26 protein-coding genes and 1 pseudogene are annotated in these 25367 nt (G+C 37.4%); 22 read left to right on the top strand and 5 right to left on the bottom strand.

Annotation, left to right across the window (positions count from 1 at the left end; translation table 11 throughout):
- Positions 1-270 precede the first annotated feature (270 nt).
- Complete coding sequence (locus RCG17_RS10285; RefSeq protein ID WP_308175077.1) at positions 271-405, bottom strand: BA3454 family stress response protein; 135 nt, start codon at positions 403-405, stop codon at positions 271-273.
- Positions 406-472: 67 nt separating this feature from the next.
- A complete protein-coding gene (locus RCG17_RS10280) occupies positions 473-787 on the bottom strand; it encodes a hypothetical protein (protein ID WP_308175076.1) in 315 nt (104 codons plus the stop codon).
- A gap of 570 nt (positions 788-1357) precedes the next feature.
- On the opposite strand from RCG17_RS10280, the gene RCG17_RS10275 reads away from it, so the two are divergent.
- The 21 genes from RCG17_RS10275 (at position 1358) to RCG17_RS10170 (ending at position 20012) form a co-directional block, all read left to right on the top strand.
- The gene (locus tag RCG17_RS10275) at positions 1358-1936 is read left to right on the top strand and encodes a competence protein ComK (RefSeq protein ID WP_308175075.1); all 579 of its coding nucleotides are present in this window, start codon (positions 1358-1360) and stop codon (positions 1934-1936) included.
- Positions 1937-2241: 305 nt separating this feature from the next.
- Complete coding sequence (locus RCG17_RS10270) at positions 2242-3222, top strand: alpha/beta fold hydrolase (RefSeq protein ID WP_308175074.1); 981 nt, start codon at positions 2242-2244, stop codon at positions 3220-3222.
- An 83-nt stretch (positions 3223-3305) separates the two neighbouring features.
- Positions 3306-3782, top strand: coding sequence for a hypothetical protein (locus RCG17_RS10265; RefSeq protein WP_308175073.1), 477 nt, complete (start codon positions 3306-3308; stop codon positions 3780-3782).
- 461 nt (positions 3783-4243) lie between these two features.
- On the top strand, positions 4244-4975 hold the full coding sequence (locus RCG17_RS28310) for an AraC family transcriptional regulator (protein WP_374120914.1): 732 nt from the start codon (positions 4244-4246) through the stop codon (positions 4973-4975).
- Positions 4976-5115: 140 nt separating this feature from the next.
- The gene (locus RCG17_RS10250) at positions 5116-5946 is read left to right on the top strand and encodes a sugar phosphate isomerase/epimerase family protein (RefSeq protein WP_308175072.1); all 831 of its coding nucleotides are present in this window, start codon (positions 5116-5118) and stop codon (positions 5944-5946) included.
- A 35-nt stretch (positions 5947-5981) separates the two neighbouring features.
- Entirely contained in the window at positions 5982-7067 is a 1086-nt protein-coding gene (locus tag RCG17_RS10245; RefSeq protein ID WP_308175071.1) for an ABC transporter ATP-binding protein, read from the top strand.
- 5 nt (positions 7068-7072) lie between these two features.
- Complete coding sequence (locus RCG17_RS10240; protein WP_308175070.1) at positions 7073-7939, top strand: ABC transporter permease; 867 nt, start codon at positions 7073-7075, stop codon at positions 7937-7939.
- 13 nt (positions 7940-7952) lie between these two features.
- Positions 7953-8846, top strand: a complete 894-nt coding sequence (locus RCG17_RS10235) for an ABC transporter permease (protein WP_308175069.1) — start codon at positions 7953-7955, stop codon at positions 8844-8846.
- Positions 8847-8904: 58 nt separating this feature from the next.
- Positions 8905-9912, top strand: coding sequence for a Gfo/Idh/MocA family protein (locus tag RCG17_RS10230; protein ID WP_308175068.1), 1008 nt, complete (start codon positions 8905-8907; stop codon positions 9910-9912).
- A gap of 52 nt (positions 9913-9964) precedes the next feature.
- The gene (locus RCG17_RS10225; protein WP_308175067.1) at positions 9965-11125 is read left to right on the top strand and encodes a Gfo/Idh/MocA family protein; all 1161 of its coding nucleotides are present in this window, start codon (positions 9965-9967) and stop codon (positions 11123-11125) included.
- 230 nt (positions 11126-11355) lie between these two features.
- Positions 11356-12525 carry an ABC transporter substrate-binding protein gene (locus RCG17_RS10220; protein WP_308175066.1) on the top strand — a complete coding sequence of 390 codons (1170 nt, stop codon included), beginning with the start codon at positions 11356-11358 and terminating at the stop codon, positions 12523-12525.
- 334 nt (positions 12526-12859) lie between these two features.
- Positions 12860-13255, top strand: a complete 396-nt coding sequence (locus RCG17_RS10215; protein WP_308175065.1) for a hypothetical protein — start codon at positions 12860-12862, stop codon at positions 13253-13255.
- A 466-nt stretch (positions 13256-13721) separates the two neighbouring features.
- Complete coding sequence (locus RCG17_RS10210; RefSeq protein WP_308175064.1) at positions 13722-14270, top strand: GNAT family N-acetyltransferase; 549 nt, start codon at positions 13722-13724, stop codon at positions 14268-14270.
- Positions 14263-14919, top strand: coding sequence for a hypothetical protein (locus RCG17_RS10205; RefSeq protein WP_308175063.1), 657 nt, complete (start codon positions 14263-14265; stop codon positions 14917-14919). Before RCG17_RS10210 ends, RCG17_RS10205 begins: the two co-directional genes overlap by 8 nt.
- 131 nt (positions 14920-15050) lie before the next feature.
- Positions 15051-15470, top strand: coding sequence for a MarR family winged helix-turn-helix transcriptional regulator (locus RCG17_RS10200; RefSeq protein ID WP_308175062.1), 420 nt, complete (start codon positions 15051-15053; stop codon positions 15468-15470).
- A gap of 58 nt (positions 15471-15528) precedes the next feature.
- Positions 15529-15927, top strand: a complete 399-nt coding sequence (locus RCG17_RS10195; protein ID WP_308175061.1) for a DoxX family protein — start codon at positions 15529-15531, stop codon at positions 15925-15927.
- 48 nt (positions 15928-15975) lie between these two features.
- Complete coding sequence (locus tag RCG17_RS10190) at positions 15976-16680, top strand: pirin family protein (protein WP_308175060.1); 705 nt, start codon at positions 15976-15978, stop codon at positions 16678-16680.
- Between the two features lie 89 nt (positions 16681-16769).
- Complete coding sequence (gene wrbA, locus RCG17_RS10185) at positions 16770-17381, top strand: NAD(P)H:quinone oxidoreductase (RefSeq protein WP_308175059.1); 612 nt, start codon at positions 16770-16772, stop codon at positions 17379-17381.
- 277 nt (positions 17382-17658) lie between these two features.
- Complete coding sequence (locus RCG17_RS10180) at positions 17659-18111, top strand: hypothetical protein (RefSeq protein WP_308175058.1); 453 nt, start codon at positions 17659-17661, stop codon at positions 18109-18111.
- A 378-nt stretch (positions 18112-18489) separates the two neighbouring features.
- Positions 18490-19008: a DoxX family protein gene (locus tag RCG17_RS10175; protein ID WP_308175057.1), complete on the top strand. Its 519-nt coding sequence runs from the start codon at positions 18490-18492 to the stop codon at positions 19006-19008.
- 200 nt (positions 19009-19208) lie between these two features.
- Complete coding sequence (locus RCG17_RS10170; protein ID WP_308175056.1) at positions 19209-20012, top strand: formate/nitrite transporter family protein; 804 nt, start codon at positions 19209-19211, stop codon at positions 20010-20012.
- 47 nt (positions 20013-20059) lie between these two features.
- Here RCG17_RS10170 and ald read toward each other — a convergent pair whose 3' ends face one another.
- From ald to RCG17_RS10155, 3 genes and pseudogenes are all read right to left on the bottom strand, one after another.
- A complete protein-coding gene (gene ald, locus RCG17_RS10165; RefSeq protein ID WP_308175055.1) occupies positions 20060-21193 on the bottom strand; it encodes an alanine dehydrogenase in 1134 nt (377 codons plus the stop codon).
- Positions 21194-21285: 92 nt separating this feature from the next.
- Positions 21286-22481 (bottom strand): annotated as a pseudogene (locus RCG17_RS10160) (PucR family transcriptional regulator).
- A gap of 576 nt (positions 22482-23057) precedes the next feature.
- On the bottom strand, positions 23058-24482 hold the full coding sequence (locus RCG17_RS10155) for a tagaturonate reductase (protein WP_308175054.1): 1425 nt from the start codon (positions 24480-24482) through the stop codon (positions 23058-23060).
- A 453-nt stretch (positions 24483-24935) separates the two neighbouring features.
- On the opposite strand from RCG17_RS10155, the gene RCG17_RS28305 reads away from it, so the two are divergent.
- Positions 24936-25295, top strand: coding sequence for a DnaJ domain-containing protein (locus tag RCG17_RS28305; protein ID WP_374120913.1), 360 nt, complete (start codon positions 24936-24938; stop codon positions 25293-25295).
- Positions 25296-25367 lie beyond the last annotated feature (72 nt).

Raw genomic sequence — 25367 nt, 5'->3', positions numbered from 1 at the left:
GGTAAAATAGCTGCGGCTGTGTCCGAAGTCATGGCATCTTCGGACAAAGGAAAGCAGAATTAGCGCAGTTCTGTCCGAAGTCTGGGTCTCTTCGGACAGAGAAGAGCAAAATTACCGTGATTTTGTCCAAAGCTAATCTTCAGACACAGAAAAGCAAGATAATCGTGGTTGTGTCCGAAGCCTAGGAATATTCATGAAAAAGGTTACTTGACACAAAAAATGCTCAGAACATTTTATGCTCTGAGCATTTTTTAAATTTCTGGATATTAATTAATTTGCCCATTGTTTCTCTACTTGTTCTTTTGCTATATGATAAATTTCTTCTTGTGATTGGTTTTTGTTCGCTATTACATTGGTTTGGTAGATATGTCCCTTATAGGTTACATAGATTGTATAGTTGCACATAATGTACTTTCTCCTTTCAAACTTACAATATTAATACTATGACTATATTCTTAACTTATCATTAAAATCAGGTTCCACCTGTAGTAGTATCGAAACCTCCATGCTGGCCCTCAAATGACTGACTTGTTGAAGAAGATTGGGAATTTGTTTGCGAAGCCGAGTTATTGCTACTGCTAGTAGTTTGACTAGGAATTTTATAGCTGATTGTTGATCCGCTTTGAGACGTTTGAGTCGAACTTTGTGTTGTGGCTTGCGATTGTGCTACTGTATTTGTTTTGCTTGAAGTATCTTTATTTGTGATTCCCAGATATCCTATCATTCCTGCAACGAGAGCAATACTGGAAAAGCTCACACCCCAAGAGGTCCATTTCTTTTTATTCATTTTAAAAACTCCTTTCAATTTATATATCAATTTTTTTAATTTCTTTCCTGTTCATGTTTGTATTATCTACTCTCAACCTGAATTGAACATGAAGCTTAGCTGAAAGTTTCCTTAAAAAACAATTCTATCATTATGGAAACTGTAAAATATGTCGAATCTTGGGAAAGTTCATATTATTTTCAAATAGTTTTATTGAAAGGGCTTTCATTTTTCGGTATGATTAAATTGCAGAATATCCGTTCTGATAAAATGCGAACACAGATCTTCCTGCTCCAAAATATCACCATTTACCCTTTAACCAAAACTTCCACATCACACCATGCAATGGGTTTAATTGCCAAGAGCCTGCACCGTTAATCCAGCCTATGAATCTCATCTATTCTAACCATGAACATTTTAGGAGTAAATCTGCGAGAAAAACCTTTTTAGCGGAGAAAAGGATATGAACACAACAATACCCTCGGGCGGAAGTCTGGCCAGACGTACCCGAGGGCAAGCGGTTGGGTATACCAACACTTAAATGGTATACCCTTTTAAAAGAAATTTCAAATTAAAAGGGGATGAGAATGGATGAGGATTGTACCGGAATATCTAATTAATGAGAATACTGTTTTAGTAGAAGGTATTTATGATGAGTTTGCAAATCTATGGTCAAAGGTTTTGGATAAGGAAGAACTGCTAGTTGTAATGTTATCTCCAGTAAAATTGATCAACCATACCTTGTTAAAGTATGGCTCTGATTTCCAGGGAGCGGTCAATAGTTCCAAACATATTCTTGGAGAGGTTAAGACACCGCCTATTCATGTAAATGCCAAACTAGATATTTGGCTGATTCCTACCAGGTCTTCTAAACTGCAAAGCTGTGTCTGGTTTTCTCATTCCCATATCAAAGATACGAAAGCGGTTGGCCGTAAAAAAACAGAAGTGCACTTAAGTTTTGGACATACATATGAACTCATGATGAAAGAAATTTCCTTCAATCATAAACGGCAGAAGGCAGCACAGCTAAAGGAAAATATCACAAAAAATAGCCTGGGTGCGGAAAGCTTCATCGCCGAGCAGATAAGGGGATTTTACATACGTGAATCCGAGCAAGAACTAGTTTTTAAAAAAGAAGATTCCGATGAAGAACCGGAAGAGGATAAATAGGTTCATCGATTGAAAGGAAGCAGGAGCATTTTAGAATCACATGCTGCTGCTTCTTTTGTGTTTTAAAATAAAAAAATATCCGGACTAAGGTCCGGATCCAAAAGACTATATGGAGTGTTAAGTCTTGACTAATAATATCTTAACCAAATAATGTGGAGTGAATATTAAGAAAAGGTAAATTGTCTGTGAATTATTAAAGGACTTTTGAATTTCAAGGTTGAATGTAAAAACAGAAATACACATATATATACAACAGGAATGCCAATAATTTCACCTGTTTTAAGGAATTTGATGGGGGAGAGGTTATGTTCAGTAGAAAGACAAAGGAGATCGATAGTCAATTCGAGTCCATAACAGTTTTAGAAGAAGTAAAGCTGGGCGGGCTTAAACAGTCCATTCTGATTAGGGGAGAAAATATCAACAATCCGTTAATGCTCTTTTTGCACGGGGGACCTGGAACAGCCCAGATTGGCTTTGCCCCAAAATTTCAACGTGAATTAGAAAAATACTTTACCGTGGTGAACTGGGACCAAAGAGGAGCAGGTTTATCCTACTCAAAGGATTTAAAAAAGGAAGACCTTACGATCGAAAATATGGTAAATGATACTGTTGAACTGATTCAACACCTCTTAACACGCTTCAATCAGCCCAAACTTTTTTTAGTCGGCCATTCCTGGGGAACGGTCCTTGGTGTAAAAACATCCCAAAAAGTTCCCGAATTGATTTATGGATACATAGGGATCGGCCAAGTCGTGAATATGAGGGAAGGCGAAAAAGTTTCGTTCGATTATACGATCAGAAAAGCTAAAGATTTGGACAATAAAAAGGCACAAAAAGAATTAATGAGCAAAGAATTTAATCCAACCGATATGAACTTTTTAAAGGTGCAACGGAAGTGGCTGACCAAGTTTGGCGGTTCCTTCATCGGAGTAACTATGTATAATCTTGTTTATTCAACTATGCTATTTCAATCTGAGTATACGATGAAAGATTGGATGCGCTATTTAAAAGCTGGAAAGTTTTCTTTGGATTCTTTATGGGAGCAAATTGTGGATGTTAATTTAATAGAAACAGCACCACGGCTTGAAACTCCTGTTTATATATTCGCAGGCAAACATGATTATCAAACCCCATTTCCATTAGCGGAACAATACTTTCATACTTTAGAATGTCCCCATAAAGAACTCATTTGGTTTGAAAATTCAGGACACCTCCTCAACTACGAAGAAGTTGAAAAGTTTAATGAGGAATGCATAAAAATTAAGGAGAACACATTAGCAATCTAACCGCTCAAAATGAGCGGTTAGATTGCTAAAATCTGGATATCATAAAAGGGTATAAAAATATCAGGATGAGGTGAACCTCGTTCATGGCAACCAGAAGGCACAAAGTATTTAATCTATCGATTATATTGATTCCATGGCTATCATTGTTATTTATCGGAAAGCGCAGTTTAAGGCGCTATTCTTTAGCAGGTATCTTTATTGTTATTTTTGAAATCATCAACCATTTATATGGACATAAGAGGCATTGGTGGAAATTTTACGATAAGCGAAAGTCTTTTATAAGAGACGAGCTTCCTTTTAGTGTTGGCCCCTATATGCCTTTATCTATGTGGATACTTAAATACTCGTACGGAAACTTTAAAAAGTATGTGTTACTGAATGTGGTTTCTGACGGCCTCTTTGCGTTTCTTTTCATTGATATTCTTAAGAAATTTAAAATCATCAGTCTAAATCGGATCAATCACCTTCAATTTTTTGCTTATCTGCACTATAAAGCCTATATCTTATATGGAATACAATATTTGTATGAAAAAATAAAAAGATACACGCTTTTCTATTAGCAAACAACCCCCCACGAGCTGGGGGGTTTTTGGTTAAAGTAAAGATAAGCAATATATGTTAAATATCAAGCAAGAAAAGTTAAGTAAAAATAGTCAGATTTGTTTATAATAACGGAAGAAAGGGTTTACATTCGAACGTTTTACAAGGTTTTAATGAAACGTTCTGAAAAAAATTGCATAAACTTAACAATTATTAGTGTAAAGAATATTGCGTTTGATTGGAGTTGTTTGGCTTGTTTAACCATTTTTGCTGCATAGGGTTTGATTTGTATGGTTGATTATACTGATATTAATACGAATCAGGAGTTAGATAAGCATCTCTTTTATATGCGTCATCGAAAGGGAGATCACGGAAGTAAATGGATTCTTCACTCCCATAATGGCTTTGAAATTTTATATTTTTTTAAAGGTGAAGCCAATTATATTATTGGAGAAGGAATTTACCAATTGTCCCCGGAGATATGCTTATTTTCAACGGAAAGGTCCTCCATCGAGTAAATCCAACCGATCGAGAAAATTATGAGAGGAGTTTTATTAATTTTATTCCATCGCTTTTTGATAACTACTTACCTGAGGATATCTTAAACAAGATCATTGGGATATTTAATGCACCTTATGGACAGCGTATTCACTGGGAAGGTCAAGAGCGTGAACAAATTGAGAAACTCTTAAAGGAAATGGTTATTGAATATGAAAGAAAAGATGTAGGGTATATATCATTGACAAAAGCATGTTTGTCGCAGCTTCTAATCAGAATTTATCGAAAATCGATCGAAACGATTCAGCCTAGTCATGATATTCAGTATTCACAAAAGGAAAGACATGCCAAGTATATTCTTAATTTTATTAATAATCATTTCAGAGAAAATTTGACACTTGATCAAGTAGCTAAAGATTTACATGTGAACAAGCATTATATGTGTCATTGTTTTAAAGAGGTAACAGGATTTACAATCAATAAATATTTAGCTAACCGCAGAATTGAAGAGGCGAAAAACCTGTTGGTTACGACAAACGATTCTGTAGGGGACATTTCAGAAAACTTAGGCTTTAATAGTGCAATTCATTTTAGTCGATTATTTAAGCAATATGTTTGTATTTCTCCGCAGTTGTATCGAAAAAAGTTTAATAATCCTGGTAATATTCTTGATTATTTAAGTGGTTCAAATGGCAGAAATAAAAATGATCTGTAAGTAACCTTCAATATAGTAATTTTTTATAACTACTTAACAGAAGGACAGAATACTAGTATACGATTTTAATAATATAGTAGGAATTTAAACTACTATAGTAAACCTAAAATAAATGAACTAATGAAAAGGAGATTATAAAAATGAATAAAAATTGGGTTTTAAGTGGTTTTGGAGATGAAATTTCTGCTGATTTAGCAACGCAGCTTGAGGTAATGGGTGAAAATGGTATTTCTCATATTGAAATCCGTATGGTTGACGGGAAAAATATCTTGGATTTAACGGATGACGAATTAGATCAAGTTAAAGAAACACTCGAAAAGTACAATTTTAACGTGTCTGCAATTGGTTCTCCGATTGGAAAAATTAAGATGACAGATTCTTTTGACGAACATTTAGAAAGATTCAAGCGGGCTCTGTATACTGCTAAGCAATTAAACACAAAGTATATTCGTATCTTTTCCTTCTTTATGAAGCAAGAGGAAACGGCGGAATATCGTGAAGAAGTTATTCGTCGTTTAAGCTTGTTCACAGAACTTGCAGAACAAGAGGGAATTATTTTACTTCATGAAAATGAAAAAGAAATTTATGGTGATACCGCTGAAAGATGTTTAGATATCTTACAATCAGTGAATTCACCTTCATTACGGGCAACTTTTGATACAGCTAATTTTGTTCAAGTAAAAGATGAACCTTTCCCAAAAGGGTATCATTTATTGAAAGATTATATCGAATATATTCATATTAAGGATGCACGATTAGAGGATGGCAAGGTCATGCCGGCTGGACAGGGAGATGGAAACTTTTCTGATTTACTAGAGCAGCTAGATTTAGATAACTTTCAAGGTTTCTTTTCGTTTGAACCACATTTAACTTCAAAAAGTGAACCGGGTGGCGGAGTAGAGAAGTTTGCGTTGTCGGTCAAGGCATTCAAGGACTTAGCAACAAATATTAAAACTGTTACATTGAAATAATTGTTCATTGTTATTGATATGAGGAGGACATGAAAATGGCTCAAGCTATAGCCGAAAACACAAGGGTATTAATTAAAAATGTCACAAGAAAATTTGGAGAAACAACTGCTGTTGATTCTACTAATATTGATATTTCATCTGGAGAATTTATGACCCTTCTTGGACCAAGTGGTTGCGGTAAAACTACTCTTCTTTCGATGATTTTGGGGATCCTTGATGTAAGTGATGGTGAAATTTATTTTAATAGTACAAGAATTGACTATATTCCAATGCATAAACGGGATGTAGGCATGGTATTTCAAAACTATGCACTTTTCCCCCATATGACAGTTGAAAAAAATGTTGAATTTGGCTTAGAAATGCGTAAAGTTCCAAAGGAAGAGAGGAAAAAAAGAGTAGCGGAAGCACTTGAACTTGTTCAACTTGGGCACCTTGCACACCGTTTTCCAAAAGAATTAAGTGGTGGGCAACAGCAGCGTGTTGCCTTAGCACGGGCCATTGTTGTCAGACCAAAGGTTTTGTTGTTGGATGAGCCTTTAAGCAACCTTGATGCAAAGTTAAGGAAAGATATGCGTATCCAGTTAAAAAAGCTCCACCAAGATTTAGGGATTACAACCATTTATGTAACCCATGACCAAGAAGAAGCACTCTCACTGTCAACAAAGGTTGCCGTCATGTCATTTGGTGTTGTTCAACAAATTGGAACTCCGAAGGAAATTTTCCTTCATCCTAAAAATCATTTTGTTGCTAATTTTATCGGGTATACAAATTTCTTTAAGGGTAAGTTTGTTAGCAAGGATGGAGATTATTTAGTATTTGAATCTGAACAGAAATATAAGTTAAAGGTTGAAGATGACGGAATACATCAAATTGGTGACGAAGTTTTGTTAACTATTAAACCTGAAAATATTAAGATCATGGAAGAGCAAGCTGAATTTAACTCCATGAAGGGGAAAGTTATTGTGAGTGATTATGTTGGTAATACGACAGGGTATGAGATCGAATCTGAGTATAAAGAAAAAGTAAAAGTGAATGTACTTGGATTGGAATCCTATCTGGCAGGCCATGAAATCAACCTTTTCCTTGACCCTAAAAATCTATTAATTATCAATCAGGAGTGATCGTGGTGAATCGGAAATCTTCCCTATCTAAATTCGCAGATTATCTATTACTTTTGCCATCCTTGATTCCGTTACTTTTGGTTTTTGTTTATCCATTTATCAAGGGAATATTGCTTACCTTTCATAAGAAAGATGAAACAGCATGGTCATTAGCTAATTATATCCGCTTTTTTACACAGAGCGATTTTTATACGACAATTTATAAAACATTTTTACTTGTATTTCCTTCTTCTGTCCTTGAGATGGTTGTTGCTTTTGCAATGGCATATTATTTACGAAAAAATATAAAAGGAAAAGCAATCATAAGCAGTTTAATTATTTTCCCACTTACACTAGGCGCACTGATTATTGCTGTGGGAATGGTAGATTTCTTTAAACCTGCAGGATGGTTGAATAGTGGGTTGCTGGCAATGGGAATCATCCATCAACCAGTCCACCTTTTATACAATTATTGGGGTGCTTTTATTGGCCTTACCATTTTGGGTATTTCCTTTATGTTTTCGAACTTAACAGGATTAATGGAAGGAATTGATCCTAGTTTTGAGCAGGCGGCAAGAACGCTTGGGGCAAACGATTTTACAACATTTAGAAAAGTATTCTTTCCGTTGATCCGTTCAGGAGTATTAACTGTATTTGCTCTTAATTTTATTATGCAGCTAGCTGTATTCTCAACGGCAATCTTAGTTGGAAACCCGGCTTCAACAACTCGTGTAATGACAGTTGCAGCATTTGATGAAGCGATGAAAAACTTTGATTATAATATGGCGAGCACGATCGCAATGATTATGGCGTTAACACAAGCTATAAGCTTAGGGATCATCTTCTTTATCCGTAAACTGGGCTATGTTGGTTCAGCATCAACGTTTAAGTAAGGAGGGGCGACAAATGGCAAGTGAAGTATCGAAAACGAAAGTAATGGATGGACCTTCTAATCAAGACCTCATTGCAAAAAAATATAAACAAAAGCTTAAGTTCTATAAATTTTTAAAAGTGTTGCCATTCTGGGTATTAATTATTGGGTTTATCATCATCATTCTTGGAATGACACTATCTGTTTTATTAAATGCTTTTTCTACTCAATGGTTTGGAACGATTTTGCCGCAGCATTTATCATTTGACTGGTTTAAAAAGGCGTGGGATCAATACCAAATTGGTATGTACTATATGATTAGTATGAAAATAACGATCACTTCAACGTTACTTTCATTAATCTTAAGTATTCCAGGAGCCTATGTATTGGCTCGGAAGAATTTTCGTTTTAAAAGTGCGTTAATCAGCTTTTACAACTTACCATTTATGTTACCGGAAATTGCCTATGCTATCCCACTAGCTAGTATCTTTTATTCAATAGGATTAGCGGAAACGATACCCGGATTAGTCATTGCTCAAATGTTAATTGGTATTCCATTTTCTATATTTATTTTGATGCCTTATATTGAAGCACTTGATCCTAGATTGGAAGTTGCGGCCCAAACGCTGGGTGCTAATAAATTGAACCTGTTTACAAGAATTATTATCCCTCAGTTAATTCCAGGGATCACAGCCGCAGCGATTAATATCTTCATCAGGATGTTTAGTACCTTTTTAATTATATTGCTGATTGCCGGTCCTGAAACACAGACATTACCAGTTATGGTGTTTAGTGTACTAACAAGTGCGGGTAATCAACCGCCACAGATGATTGATGCTGTAACAGTTTCACTCATGTTTCCACTGCTATTGTTTACATTTATTAGCCTGTGGATCTCTGCCTATGCAAAACGCAAAACTGGAAAATAGAATGTATGATTGATCTAACCTATTGGTCAAACATTATTGGATGTAAGGGGACCTGTTTATGCTAAAAATAGCCGTTATTGGATTGGGAGATATTTCAAAAACTCATATTTCTGCAATACAAGATAATCCAAATGTTGATTTAGTAGCGGTGTGTGATAGCGATGAATTGTTGAGAGAATCCGTACCTCATGTAAATTTTTATCGTGATTTTCATGATATGTTGAAAAAGGAAGCATTGGATTGTGTTCATATTTGTTTACCACACTATCTGCATTATCCTGCGACGAAAGCATGCATCGAAAAAGGTGTGAATGTATTTCTGGAAAAGCCAATATCATTGAATACGATTGAGGGAATAAAGCTGGTAAGGCTGGAGAAAAAACATCAGGATATCAAAATCTGTGTGTGTTTTCAAAACCGATATAATGAAACCTTTGAAATGCTCAAGGAATTTGCTCAAAGCGGTCAATTTGGCAATTTAATTGGAATAAAGGGGCTCGTAACTTGGTTTAGACCGAAATCGTATTATGATCGTAAGCCTTGGCGGGGCAGCATGAAGTATGCTGGCGGCGGTGTCATGATTAACCAAGCTCTTCATACTGTAGATTTAATGCAGCTCTTGGGTGGTGAAATTGAATCGATCAGAGGGTCCATTGACCAATTATTGGATTATGGAATTGATGTTGAAGACACAGCAACAGCCCATATCAAGTTTAAAAATGGAGCGAAAGGACTTTTTTTTGCAACCGTTGCAAATGTTGAAAATTCCAGTGTAGAACTTAAGGTTATTTTCGAAAAAGAAACATTCACAATAAAAGATGGTATTTTAAGCAGAATAGATGAAAATGGTTTGAAAGAAGAACTATTAGTAGACAAAAAAGTCTTAGGAACTAAATTCTATTATGGTGCAAGCCATGCGAAATTAATCAATCTTTTCTATTCATGCATTTCAAACAATACACAGAATTATGTTCATGTGGAGGATGCACTAACCTCTATTAAAATGATTGATGCGATTAGGAGATCCTCAGAGGTAAAGAAAGAAATAAAAATGGAAGATTTATAGCTTATTGAAAGTTAATCTATTAAAATCGTTTATGAAATTTGGAGTGATTGATATGAGTAAAGTACGGGTGGGTATTATAGGAATAGGAAATATGGGGAGTAAACATGCCTTGAATATTGCTCAAGGGAAAATAGAGCATGCTGAATTAGTTGCTGTTTGCGATACAAATCCCGACCGTCTTTCATGGGCAAAAGAGACATTAGGTGAGGATGTTCACTGTTTTTCAGAACCTGTTGATTTATTTGAATCAAACTTAATCGATGGTGTTATTATTGCGACACCACATTATGACCACCCAAGGCTAGCAATAGAAGCCCTTGGGTATAATATCCATGTTCTATTAGAAAAACCTGCGGGTGTTTATACAAAACAAGTGAAAGAAATGAATGAGGTTGCTGCAAAAAGTAATAAAATTTTTAGTTTGATGCTGAATCAGAGGACTACGCCTGTTTTCAAAAAACTTAAGGAGCTCATCGAAACGGGTGAATTAGGAGAAATAAAAAGAACTAATTGGATTATGACAGCATGGTATCGTCCGCAAAGCTATTATAACTCAGGTGGTTGGAGAGCAACGTGGGAAGGAGAAGGTGGTGGAGTTCTGCTCAACCAGGATCCACATATTTTAGATTTATGGCAATGGACATGTGGACTTCCAAAAAGGGTACGGGCGTTTTGTTCTAACGGTAAATTTCATGATATTGAAGTGGAAGATGATGTTACAGCTTATGTTGAATATGAGAATGGCGCAACTGGGGTATTTGTTACCTCAACTGGTGATGCGCCCGGTACAAATCGCCTTGAAGTGACAGGTGACCGTGGGAAAATTGTGATTGAGGATAATAAGTTGACTTTTTGGAGATTAACCATTTCAGAAAGGCAATTTAATCGTGAGTATACGGGTGGTTTTGGAGAACCGGAGGTATGGAAGTGTGAGGTTCCCATTAAAGGTGAAGCAACCGCCCATAATGGTATCATCCAAAACTGGGTTAATACGATCCTATTTGATGAACCCCTTATAGCTCCTGGAGAAGAAGGGATAAAAAGTTTAGCAATATCAAATGCCATGCACTTGTCATCATGGACCGATCAATGGGTAGAACTACCAATTGATGAAGATCTATTTTATGAAAAATTACAAGAAAAAATTAACAGATCCACATTTCGAAAGCAAACTGTAACTAGTTCCACATTAAATGTTGACGGTACCTATTAAATAAAATAATAGTATCGTATTTATCATATCTTTAGCAGATTGTGAAAATTACTTCATAAAAAAACGCGCAAGATATGTTAAAAACTAAACAATAAACGTAAAGTAAAGTTAATAAAATACTTGATATAATAATTATGTGAAAGCGCCTACACATCAAGTTATCATGGTTGCGAATATTGGTTTTGATAGATAAAACCATGCTAAAAGAAAATCTTTTGGGAGGGCATATTATGAAAAAGTTTTTACCATTTTTGGCTGTTTGTATTTTGTTAATTGGTATGCTAGCAGGCTGTGGATCTTCAAGTAATACAGGTGCTAAAGCAACTAATTCACCAGTAACCTTAACAATTTATAGTGTCGCTGGCGGAGATGATTACTATAAAGATAAACTAATTCCAATGTTTGAAAAACAATATGCAGGTAAATACAAAGTTCAGTATGCTCGTGGAACATGGCAAGATGTTGTGAATAAGATTAAGGCAGAAGGATCTCATGTAAATATTGATGTGGTGATCTCTGGTGTTGACGGAGTTCCTGGCGGTGCAAAAGAAGGTGTTTGGGAGCAGCTATATCCTAAATACAAAAATGAAATCCATTATAATGATTTAACAACAATTGGACAAGCCTATGTGAAAGCTTTCAATGGATACGGGGTACCATTATTTGTTTCACCAGGTGGACCAATGCTTATGTACAATAAAGATAAAGTGAAAAATCCACCAACGACTTATGCAGATTTAAAAACTTGGATTACAGCAAATCCAAATAAATTCATGTATGCAACAGTACCAACAAGTGGTCCTGCACGCGGATTTTACTTCGGCCTAATGCAAAACTTAGGGGAAAACATGACGAAGCCTGATGCTGCAACCAAAACATGGGATTATTTAAAAACAATCAATAAAGATATTCAAAACTATCCTTCCAATACAAATGATACATTTAAATATCTTTATGATGGAACATTGGAAATTGTCCCACAAACTCCAGGGTTCTATGCTCAGAACTATGCTGCAGGTACAGTACCGCCAAATGTTGGAGTAGTAATGATGAGTGGTGCCAAGCAGATTATGGATGCTCATTCGTATGTAATGCCAAAAGGCTTGCCTAGTGACCATAAAAAAGCTGCATTAGATTTTATTAATTTTGCAATGGATAAAAAAGCGCAATCTCAAGTTTTTGCCCATATTACAATACCAACAAATAAAAATGCAACAGTTGATCAATTGCTTCCAGAATATAAAGATACCTATAAAAAAGGTGTTGCCGGTTATCCTAAAGAATTTATCCAAAATGGTGCCATTTCTGTTCCTGATGGAAACTGGATACTATTCCCTGATACAAATGCAGTAAATCAAAATTATCAATTATGGCAAAAGAACATCCAATCATTAAAATAGGTTTTCATGAGATTTAACCTAGCAGATTTTCTAAACGATCTTAGCTCTTTGAGTTAAGATCGTTTAAATTTTTAAAAAAACTCCCCTTACCTTATCGGGTTTCATTGGCTGCACCTGGCTTCCATATGTGTAGCTTCTTAAAATGTCAAATAAGATTCATAGATAGCAAGCTCATCACAGTGATTATCATGGTACTATCTTCCTATAGACAAGATATTTACATGAAAATCATTTGCTTGTGTCAGTTTTTCTATTTAACTGTGAATAGTAAGGGGAGGTCGAAATTCCAATGTATAAAACTTTTTTCCTTTTACATTTTTTAGGGGCCATTTTGATGTTTACGGCGGTGGGGATCAACTTACTAAGTATGATTGGGATGGTTTTATCCAAGGAAACAATAGTGGTGCGTCTTTGTTCTACTTGGGCAGTAAGAATGGGCAAGTTTCTGCCGTTTAGCATTATCCTGCTGCTTATTTCTTCTTTTTATATGGTCTTCACGGAATGGGGCTGGGAGCTACCTTGGATCGATGCCTCATTCGTAATGCTCATTATTATGACGGTTACGAGTATTACGATCGACCTCCCAAGACTTAAAGCGATTAACAGAGTAGTAAAAGAAGAGGCGACAAGCACGCCATCATTCGATTTGATGGCAAAGAGCGGGACCATGTTCTCTGGAATTCTGTATCCATTATGGCAATGGAGGTTGCAGCGATTATTCATATCATGATTGAAAAACTTGGGACCGCGGGTTCACTCATTACCCTTGCGTTCGCATTGATCGTTGGTTTGTTATACGCCAAAATCATATTACACTTGGCAAACAAATTTAATCCGACGGCCGCTATTAGAAATAAGACCGTTAATTTTTAGATGCTTTGAAAAAACTTAGATTGTAGAAAAGAGGCTTGGTTCTAAATCAAGCCTCTTTCTTATAGTCAGTTTTATCATTCTCTCCAAGCGGCATACACCTTTCTAGAGGAGAGGAAGAATTCCTTGCTTATTCTTCCCGTGTTCATTCACTTTTCTGGAGGACGGGAAGAATCCACCGCTTATTCTTCCAATGCGCACTCACTTTTACGGAGCACGGTAAGAATCTGTTTTTACAATTTTTTACAAAAGATCTCAGGTGTTGAACAAAAGGTAATGATTATGTTACGCTTTAATTAATTAAAGTAGTAAAGGAGACTTAGGTTATGGTTGAACTAAAGTATTTTGATCGTTCGGATTTCGATCAGCTTATTAAATGGGTTGCTTCGCCAGAGTTTTTACTGCAATGGAGCGGATCTCAATTCGACTATCCCTTAAATGAAGCTCAGTTAGAGCAGTACATCGAAAATGCCAATCACGATGACTCCGAAAGGTTGGTTTATAAAGTAATTGATACCGAATCGGAAGAAGTTGTCGGTCATATCTCCCTGGGGAAAATTAATCGCAAAAACAAATCAGCCAGAGTTGGGAAAGTATTAATCGGCGAGTCAAAGGCGAGAAGTAAAGGGATCGGCCAGCAAATGATCAAGGAAATTCTAAAGATTGCTTTTGATGAACTACACTTACATCGGGTCACACTTGGAGTATTTGACTTTAACGCTCCTGCGATTAGGTGTTATGAAAAAGCAGGTTTTGTCAAAGAAGGTTTACTTAGAGATACAAATAAAATTGGTGATGAATACTGGAATTTATGGGAAATGAGCATCTTAGAGGATGAGTGGTTGAAAGGAACAGGGGGGAGATCAATTGAGTAAAAGATTAGGCTGCCTGCATGCCCATTATTCGAATATCGATTATATTGAAAAAGCATTTTCTCCCTATGACATAGAATGTATCCATTTCGTTGACCCTGGGTTGATGCATCGAGTAACATCCGATGAAAATTTCCACCTAGCAGATGCGGAAAATAAAGTGAAAGAACAAATAGAGTGGATTGCCCAATGTAATGTGGATGCCATCCTTCTTACATGCACAAACTATATTGCTATTTTACAGGAAGAGCAACTCTCCGTTTCGGTGCCAATAATAAAAATTGATGAGCCGTACTTTGCATCCATTTGTCGGGTAAAAGAACCTCAGCTCATCCTTTTTACAAATCCAGCGACGGTGGAAGGGACCATCGATCGACTCAATCATTATGCACATAGCTATCAGATATCTATAGATTTTGATGTTATGGTCATCGACAATACTTTTGATATTTTCATGAAGGGGAAAAAAGAAGAATATGATCAAGCAATCACCCATTTCCTGGATCAAATCGTCAAAAAGGAAAAGAGATTGATCTCTGTTGCCCAATTATCCATGGTCGATGCAGCCAGAAAAGTTGAAGACAGATCAATTATTAATCCACTGGACACACTTATATCTACCGTTGTTAATCGATTAAAAATCAACAACTAGGTACGTTTCTACAATCGTAGAGGCGTTTTTTTATGTTTTAAATAAAAAGTGTTGACATAAAACTTTATTCGCATTACAATTATCTTGTATTCAAGATATTTTAATTCGAGATTAATTAAAAGGAGGGAGAGATGATGGAGAATAAATGCAGGAATATGCCTTATTTGGTTTTAATGCAAACGTCTAAAGCTGTCCAAGAGCGTATAAGGCTAGAAATGAGCGAAAATAATCTGACAATCACGGAGTTTTCCGTTTTGGAGGTTCTTTATCTTAAAGGAAAACAAACGATTCAACAGGTTGGTCATAGCATCCTTATATCGAGCGGTTCGATGACGTATGTGATTGATAAATTGGAACAGCGGGGTTTGTTGCATCGAAGTGCATGTCCCGAAGATCGCAGAGCCATCTATGTTACACTTACTGAAAATGGCAAAGAGTTGATGGAGTCAATTATGCCGAAACATCATGAATTAGTTGACTACATGCTGGGTGCTTTAAGTAACGATGAAGCAGATACATTGGTGAAATTATTAAATAAGATTAAAAAATAAAGCTTTTTTTAAAAATAATATCTCAATTTCGAGATAAAATAACAGGAGGATTTTTAAAATGTTAAATATTGGTTTATTATTAATTCGTTTAGTGATTGGTGTTTTATTTATTGGTCATGGTGCGCAAAAATTGTTTGGCTGGTTTGGCGGTTATGGTTTAAAAGGAACCGGAGGCTGGTTCGAATCAATTGGCATGAAACCAGGTGTAACGATGGCCTTGATGGCAGGTTTAACAGAGCTTGTTGGCGGCGTTTTGTTTGCTTTAGGATTAGTAACACCACTTGGCGGCATTTTGATTGCAGCGACAATGGTTATCGCGATCGCTAAAGTTCACGGTGCCAACGGCTTATGGTCAACTTCAAACGGATATGAATACAACCTTGTTTTATTGGCAGTTACAATTGGTATTGCTTTAGTTGGTCCAGGTAAATATGCTCTTGATGCATTTTTATTTTAATATATCTCGAATTGGAGATACTTAAATTAAAGACAGGAGGGAATTAGGATGTTAAGAAAACTAGAAAGTAAAAATATGGGTTCAAGCAACCTTGGCTGGTTAAAAAGTAAATTTCACTTTTCCTTTGCAGAATATTATAATCCAAACAATATTCAGTTCGGTGTTTTGCGAGTAATCAATGATGATTTGATTGAACCGAACACAGGATTTGGCACACATCCACATAAAAATATGGAAATTATCTCCTATGTAGTAAATGGCGATTTAACCCATCGAGATAGTATGGGTAATGAAAACACCGTAACACGCGGACATGTCCAATATATGAGTGCAGGAACAGGTGTGCTTCATAGTGAGCATAATCTAGGAAAAGATCTCCTCAGGTTATTGCAGATTTGGATTTTCCCTGAAAAAAATGGACTACAGCCAAACTACGGTGATTATCGATTCAACTGGGAAGACCGTAAGAATCATTGGTTGCATATGGTTTCGGGAATAAACGGAGATGCTCCAATTAAAATTTATCAAGATGCGAACATTTATTCATTGGAACTGGAAAAAGGAAAAGACATTCAATTCCCAGTTAAAGAGGGTCGGCAGGCTTATTTAGTTCAAATAGAAGGAACTTCTTTCATTAACGACATTGAGCTATCCGACCGGGATGGAATGGAAATTGTCGAAGAAGAAATTACTATTAAAGCAAAAGAGACGTCACACATCTTGTTGATTGAAATGGAAAAGCAAGGGATATAAACGGAGACTGAAAGAAATAATAGGTGGTGTACAAAGTGGGTTTTTTATCTAAATTATTTGGGAATTCAACCGAAAAGGAGACGGAAACAATGGCAAATGTTAATTTAGCAGTGATCTATTACAGTATGGGCGGAACAAATCATCAATTATCACAATGGGCTGCTGAGGGTGCAAAAGAAGCGGGTGCTGAGGTAAAAGTTCTCAAGGTGCCTGAACTTGCACCACAATCTGTGATTGAGGGAAATCCTACTTGGAAAGCTCATGTTGAAGCAACAAAAGATGTTCCAGAAGTTACATTAAACGACTTGGAATGGGCAGATGCGATTATTTTTAGTGTACCAACGAGATTTGGTAATATGCCAGCTCAAATGAAACAATTCCTTGATACAACTGGGGGACTTTGGTTTAACGGCAAACTAGTGAATAAAGTTGTTAGTGCCATGTCTTCTGCACAAAATCCACACGGCGGACAGGAAGCAACGATTTTATCACTCTATACCACCATGTACCATTGGGGTGCGATTGTCGCTGCTCCTGGCTATACGGACCCAGTTACATTTGCGGCTGGAGGAAATCCATATGGAACAAGTGTGACGGTTGACCAAAACGGCAAAATGATTGAAGATGTGCAAGCAGCAGTCAAGCATCAAGCAAAACGCACCGTTACAGTTGCTGAATGGGTTAAGAAAGCGAATCAATAAGAAAAACAAAAGCTAATCGACAACGCTCGATTAGCTTTTTTTCGTCCTAAAGGGGACTGGGTCAATCATTCCACTTCTTGCTGGAAACCCGAGTGAAGAGGAATGAATAAGGACTAATCGTTCCACTTCTCGTTGAAAGCTAGGGAGAAGAGGAAAGAATAAGAGCTAATCATTCCTTTTCGCACAGAAAACCCAAAGGAAGCGGAAAGAATAATAATTTAATACAGAACTGGAAAAATAATAAAGTACTGAATTTTTTCTATAAGAAATAGCAGTAATGCAGAAGTCGGTGATCAGCTTGGATGCCTTCAACTTAGGATACGACTATGAAAAGATGAAGATACTTGAAGAACTTGCTCGATTAAAAAAGGAAAACGATAAATTACGGTCAGATCTCAATGCTTTGAGAGCAACCAGTACGAACCATAATGAAAGTGAGGAAAAGTTTGAACAGCTGTTTAATAACATTTCAGATGCCGTATATTATTTAAAAATAGATGATCATGGGGTTGATTTGCAAGAACTTTTGAAAAATGTTGTAGACATTTTAACTAATGAAGCCTTAGGGCAATCGGTTTCCATCCAGACAAAATTTCCAAAAGAAAACATCATCATTCATGGTGCGGGCCGAGAATTGAAAAAATTATTCTTAAACCCTGTTACTGAGGAAGCACCCTCCCAAAGTTGTCTAGTGAATAAAGTTGCTAATTCTAGCAGCTTTTTTATATAGGAAGAGTTTTCCGTCCGCTTACTTCGGACAAAACACTGCTAATTTTAGCTACCCCTGTCCGATGATGCATTGACTTTGGACACAACCAAGAGAATTTTAGTTCCTCGTGTCCGAAGATGCTTTATCTTCGGACACGACCGTGAAAATTATACCTCCTCATGTCCAAAGATCTGGATAGTCCAATAGCGATGATCCTAGACAAATTTGGGCAGTTTCTATGATCAACAAATTTTTATGATAACCACTGTCAATAAATGTTCAATCCTTTTTGAATAGTATGTGAACTGTCCTAAAAAAGGCCCCAAATCTCAAATGAAAGTCCTATAATTACAGTGTAATCATTAATAATAACTTTGCTTTCAGAAAGGAGTCTTTTATATGTTTAACAAATTTTTAAGAGAAAACAAAATTGCGTCTTACATTCTAACCGTCATTCGTCTTTATCTTGGATATGAATTTATGCTGGCTGGATTTGAAAAAATATCTGGCGGAAAATTTGATGCAAGTGGATTTTTAGCAGGGGCTATTCATAATCCAGTACTTAGCCCAGCAAAAGCAGTTGAGTATCCAACATATGTTTCTTTCTTACAACACTTTGCCTTACCAAACGCACACCTTTTCAACGTTCTTGTTCCTTATGGTGAATTCTTAGTAGGTCTTGGCTTAATCATTGGATGTTTAACAACTGCTGCTGCATTCTTTGGTTTAGTAATGAACTTCAGCTATGTAATGGCTGGTGTTGTTTCTAGTAACCCATTAGACATCTTACTTGGTGTGATTATTCTCGCTGCTGGCTTAAACGCAGGCCGTATCGGTTTGGACCATTGGGTAATCCCATTCGTTCGCAAATTTGCAGGAAAAGATCAAGTTGTTAACCAAATGAAACACAGCGCTTAAACAGGCTCTATTTATACTAATAAAATAAAAATCCATTGGCTAAAATCCCCCCATAATAAAGCCAGTGGGTTATTTTTTTTATTTGATTGAAAGCGTTCTAAAAACAGTAACGAAAGGTTCACAAGATAGGGGGTAAATCAGGTAGAAATCGTAGTAACATGTGAATAGATTCACATACCCTAAAGTAGGAGCAGACAACCATGGCATATAGCAAACCAGATAAAATTATGGAACTCACTGTAGAGTACGGAAAGAAGAAAGTAAATTATCCTTGTATGCAGACGTTAATCTTAGGTTTTGAAGCAGGGGCATTTATTGCTCTTGGATATTTGCTGTTTATCCGTGTAACAGCAGCCCTGCCAGCAAACTTGGACGGACTTAGCAGTTTAATAGGGGCATCTGTTTTCCCTGTAGGCTTAGTCTTAACGTTACTTGCAGGCGGAGAATTATTAACAGGGAACATGATGGCTGTGCCTCTTGCAAGAATGGCAAACAAGATTTCCACAAAGCAATTGCTAATCAATTGGTTTCTTGTTACTGTCAGTAATTTTATAGGAGCCATTTTTGTAGCATACGTTTTTGGTCATCTTGTTGGCCTAACCGAAACAGCGCCATTTTTAGCAAAAACAGTCAGTGTGGCACAGCATAAACTAGAGGCATCATTCCTGCAGGCCTTTCTTTCCGGGATTGGCTGTAACTGGCTAGTGGCTTCAGCTGTATGGCTTTCATATGGGGCAGATGACTTTATGGGGAAAATTGCCGGCATTTGGTTCCCAACCATGGCCTTTGTGGCAATCGGATTTCAGCACGTTGTGGCCAACATGTTTGTCATTCCGGCAGCCATCTTTGCAGGTCACTTTACTTGGATCGAATACCTTCACAACTTTGTACCAGTGTTTTTAGGAAATGCAGTAGGAGGCTCGGTATTCATCGCCATGGCCTACTGGCACTCATATAAGGGTACAAGCACAATTCACAAAGAAAAAATCAAAAAAGCAGCTTAATGTGAAGAAGGGGACAGTATCTAAGATGCTGTCCCCTTCACATTTTCTTATAAAATGACCGTGGATTTTTCAAGTGCCTCTTCTACAGAAACGTAAGCATAACCAAGATCTTTGGCGACAGCCTCAAAAGTAATTTCGCCATTCAGAACATTGACACCGCATTTTAAAGCAGGATTCTCAGTAATTACTTTTCTTACTCCTTTATTGGCAATTTCAACTGCGTATGGAATGGTTACATTTGTTAACGCAATCGTCGAGGTCCTTGGAACGGCTCCAGGCATATTCGCAACCGAATAATGGACGACGCCATGTTTGACAAAAGTTGGGTTATCGTGTGTCGTAACATGATCGCATGTTTCTACAATCCCGCCTTGGTCAATCGCCACATCCACGATCACGGAACCGGGCTTCATCGTTTTAACCATGGCTTCGGTTACTAGTTTCGGAGCTTTTGCCCCAGGAATTAATACCGCCCCCACCAATAAATCCGCTTCAGCCACCGCCTCGGCAATATTCATGGGATTTGACATTAGCGTGGTAATTTGATGGCCAAAAATATCATCAAGCTGGCGCAAACGGTCGGCGCTGACATCGATCATCGTGACATCCGCACCTAACCCAACGGCCATCTTTGCAGCGTTTGTCCCAACTACGCCGCCGCCGATAATCGTTACTTTTCCACGGCCGACACCAGGTACGCCGGCAAGAAGAATTCCCATTCCGCCGTTTGTTTTTTGCAAAAATTGGGCCCCGGTTTGCACCGACATTCTGCCGGCCACTTCACTCATTGGGGTAAGAAGCGGCAGCGTTCTGTTCACAGTGACCGTTTCATAACCTATAGCGGTAACGCCGCTATTTTTCAAAGCTTTTGTAAGTTCAGGGTCCGCTGCAAGGTGCAGGTAAGTAAATAAAATTAATCCTGGGCGGAAGTATTTATATTCGCTTTCAAGCGGTTCTTTTACTTTTAAAATCATTTGTGAATCGGCCCAAACCTGCTCAGCATTGTTGATGATAAGTGCACCGACATCTGAATACTGCTCATCAGTGAAACCGCTTCCGATTCCAGCGCCTTTTTCAACTAAAACAGCATGCCCGGCTTTTACAAACGAAACAACTCCTGATGGTGTAAGGGCTACACGATTTTCATTGTTTTTTATCTCTTTAGGAACACCAATAAACATTCTAGTTCCCCCTTTTTGGTTAAGTATAGAATGTTTATTGGAAAAATTCTTTGTTAGGAAAATAGAAAGATGCTGTTCCTTTTTGGGGAATTTCACAAACCAAGCTTAATATCAATAAATAACATCATTTTCTGGCTGGGATCCTTGAGGTCAATTTCGCTAAGCTCACTGATTCGCTTGAGGCGATATGTGAGCGTATTTGGATGGACCACCAAAGCTTTTGCTGTTTCGGCCATATTGGCATCATGGTCCAGAAAGACCTCCAGCGTTTCAACGAGATTAGAATGATGCTTTTGGTCATAATCCTGAAGCTTTTTCAACGCCTGGTTTTCATAGCCGTCTTTTTGGTGTTTTTCCCGAATCGTCTCAAAAAGCTGGTAGATCCCAAGTTTCTGATAATAGTAGGAACAAAATGGGAATTTCTCTTTTGTTGATAACACCGTCAATGCCTCTTGGTAGGCGTTTTTTATTTTTCGATAATCATGATAGATCGAGCTGACGCCCGGTTGGACGTTTGATATTTGATAGCGATCATGTAGATTGCTTTTTAACGTATCGATAAAATGATCCAACCTACTGTACGTATTGGGCGGAGTCCCCAGCAAAATGAGCTGATTCCCGTCAAACGTATAGAGCATCGTTTTTAATTGCTGGTTGGTTTGCAAAAGATAGGAAATTTGCTGTTCTTCTTTTCTGGTAATCTTTTGCGGCATCTGGAACACCAACACTACAAAGGCATGAGAAGGGATCATGTTTAAATTTTTGAAGTGCTCCGCTATTTCGGGCGTGTCCTTCAAATGCCCAGTAAGCAGCTGCCAGAGAAATTCCTGCACACGGTCTTCCTTTTTTCGATAGCGGACCTGAAGCTGCTGCAGTTCATTTGTCGCCGCCTCTGCCGCTTTTTTTAAAATGAACATTTGCTTCTCATCGAACTCTTTTTCGTTGTCCACTGCCCAGATGAATCCAATGAGTTCCTTTTGCTTCCAAATGGAAATAGCGACTCGATTATCGAGACCGACTTCACCAATGGATTTGATGCGAATGGGTTCGGTCGTGCACAAGAGGGCGGGAATGGCCCCTTCCTTCCAAAGTTGATTGATGACGTTTTCGGGTACACGTCGGCGAATGATTGTGGCAATCCGCGCGGGTCCGTTTTTTCATCATGTTCACTGTAGGCAAGAAGCCGATGATTGGCATCCTCAATGGTAATCGGGCACTGAAGTTCTTGGCTAATGGCCTCGGCAAACTCCTCAAGGCTTTCAAAAGATCGTTTAAAAGGATTATTCAACGGTGATCCCTCCGATGTGTTCTATTATAATTTTAAACCATTTGGAGTATATTTAAAGATTAATTTAAGGTGGTGGAGGAGAGATGCGAAGTTACGGATAAAAGTAAGATTTGTTCGGATAAAAAGATGAAGTTTACGGATAAATCGGGGTTTGCGGATAAATGGTAATAAGTTACGGATAAAAGTAAGATTTGTTCGGATAAAAAGATGAAGTTTACGGATAAATCGGGGTTTGCGGATAAATGGTAATAAGTTACGGATAAAAGTAAGATTTGTTCGGATAAAAAGATGAAGTTTACGGATAAATCGGGGTTTGCGGATAAATGGTAATAAGTTACGGATAAAAGTAAGATTTGTTCGGATAAAAAGATGAAGTTTACGGATAAATCGGGGTTTGCGGATAAATGGTAATAAGTTACGGATAAAAGTAGGATTTGTTCGGATAAAAAGATGAAGTTTACGGATAAATCGGGGGTTACGGATATCTGATCAATCTTACAGATATATCGAATCACAGGTATGGGAAATTTTTCGAAAAAATAAGTGGGATTGCTGCCAATCTCACTTGAACAAGTTCTAGAACTCCCCATTATTCACCATCTGAACAGCTTTCCTTGAACCTTCCGACTCAATCAATCTCATCCCTTTTACAACTTGATCCAACAGCCCAGGTACAGTCGTCAAATCCATCCCCCATAAAGATTGATTGGACAATATGGCTTGTGCATAGTTGGAAGAATTGTAGGCATCTGAAAAGGTTGTTAAAATCTCTGGCATATCAAATACTTTTGCGTCCGCATGATCCTGCTTTCCGTAGATTACCAAGAGACCGAACAATGCCAACGTAATCCTTTGTGGAAACTTATTAAAACGCTCCGCATGTTTTAGCAATATCGGAAGGAGGCGGGCTTTATACTTTGAAACACTGTTCAAAGCAATGGAATCAAGATGATGTTCGATATATGGATTCCTAAATCGCTCTTGAATGCCTCCAGTGTAACTGATTAGCTCATCTCTAGGCAGATCGAGGGATGGGACAATTTCATCGACCATTTCATGATCAATAAGCGGATAAAAATCTGGATCGTTCATTAATTCGCCAACCGTTTTGATGCCTGCCAACCGTGCCAAACAAGCCATTGTCGTGTGGGGGCCATTTAATAAATACACCTTGCGATCGCGGTATGGCTTCAAGTTTTCTGTTACCACAACATTGAGGCCGGCTTTCTTAAGAGGCAGTTCGTCCTCCAGCTGCTTCGGTCCTTCGATGACCCAAATTAAGAAGGGCTCGGTCGTTACAATCAGGTTATCTTCATACCCCCACTCCTGGCACAAGCCTTGAGCTCGATCTCTTGGATAACCAGGAACAATGCGGTCAACAAGGCTTGAGCAGAAGGTATTCTCTGATTCTAGCCAATTAATGAAGTCTTGGCCCAGATTCCATTCGCTTGCATAACGATCTACAATTTTCTTCAATTCTTTTCCGTTATTTTCGATCAATTCACATGGGATGATATAAAAACCTTTTTTACCTGCTTTAAAACGGTGGTAAAGTAAAGCGGTTACTTTTGCCGGATAGCTTACATGAGGCCGATCGTTTAATTGATCTCCCTCATGATAGGCAATTCCTGCTTCGGTTGTATTTGAAAAAATGAACCGGAGATTATCGTCTTCGGCCAATTTCAAAAAGGCATCATAATCTTCATATGGATTGATTCCGTTGTTTACAGAAGAAATAATTTCATGCGATTGGACATTTTCACCATTCACAATTCCCTCGAGGATCACAGTGAATAAATAATCCTGCTCTGCTAATTTATGGACCATTCCTCCAGGCAACGGTTGAATAACTGTTACGCCGCCCTGAAATAGTCCCTGTTTGTTCATTTGCTGTATTTGCCAATCAATAAAGGCACGCAGAAAGTTACCTTCACCAACCTGAATACACTTTGTTGGATATGCTGGAAAATCCTTCACATATGCTTTTGTTATTTTCTCCACTTGCTATGCCTCCAATGATCTTGATTTTAGTTATATCATTTACCTTCAGGTCTTACATCATGCACGATCAGAGTTTTTCAGAGAAAGATAGAATTAATGTTTTTTTCATCGTTTTTTAATAATTAATTGGTATATTCAGGATGTATATATCTTAAAGTTCTAGAGGAGTCATCACAAAATGAAGAGATTAAAAGCTATTATTTGCTTTTTGCGCAGGCATCATAAGTATGACTACTATACTGATACATGTATTACTTGTGGAAAAAAAGCGGCAAGAAGAAGATAAACAATATTTTGGACGTGAAAAATTTCATGTCTCTTTTTTTTGGAAAAAGGATACCTCTATACGAAACAATAAAATTATCATACTATACATAGTGAGAATAGTTTAATATGTAGATGAATACTATTTTGGAAGGATTGAAAACATGAAACCAGAAGAGGTAGATAATAATGGCGAACATTGTGAATTACTACCATATTTTAGACGTATCATATCATGCAACTTCTGATGAAATTAAGGAAGCATATCGAAAAAAAGTAAAATCCTATCATCCGGATAAAGAAAATGGAAATGCTGAGCTTTTTAAAAGAATAAAAGAGGCATATGAAGTCCTTCGAAATAGTGAAAAAAGAAAAGCGTATGATGATTTACTTTTTTCCAAAACGTATAATCGCCCACAACAACCACAACCACCGTCTAACACAACTGTTATAACAATAAAGGGAAGAAGCCGCAAAAAGGTTTTCCTTTCATCCTTAACGATTAATGCTGCCATTATCTTAATTGGAATACTTGCGAAGAAAAGGTGAGCAACAATTAAGAGTTTTGTGAAAATTTGTTGACAGTTTTGCCGAACAGGTGTAACGTTGTTTTTAGTTAAA

The sequence above is a fragment of the Neobacillus sp. PS3-12 genome (assembly GCF_030915385.1).
Taxonomy (GTDB): Bacteria; Bacillota; Bacilli; order Bacillales; family Cytobacillaceae; genus JAEVLT01.
Note: the sequence above shows the minus strand (reverse complement) of the source record. Positions and strands in the feature narration are given on the sequence as shown.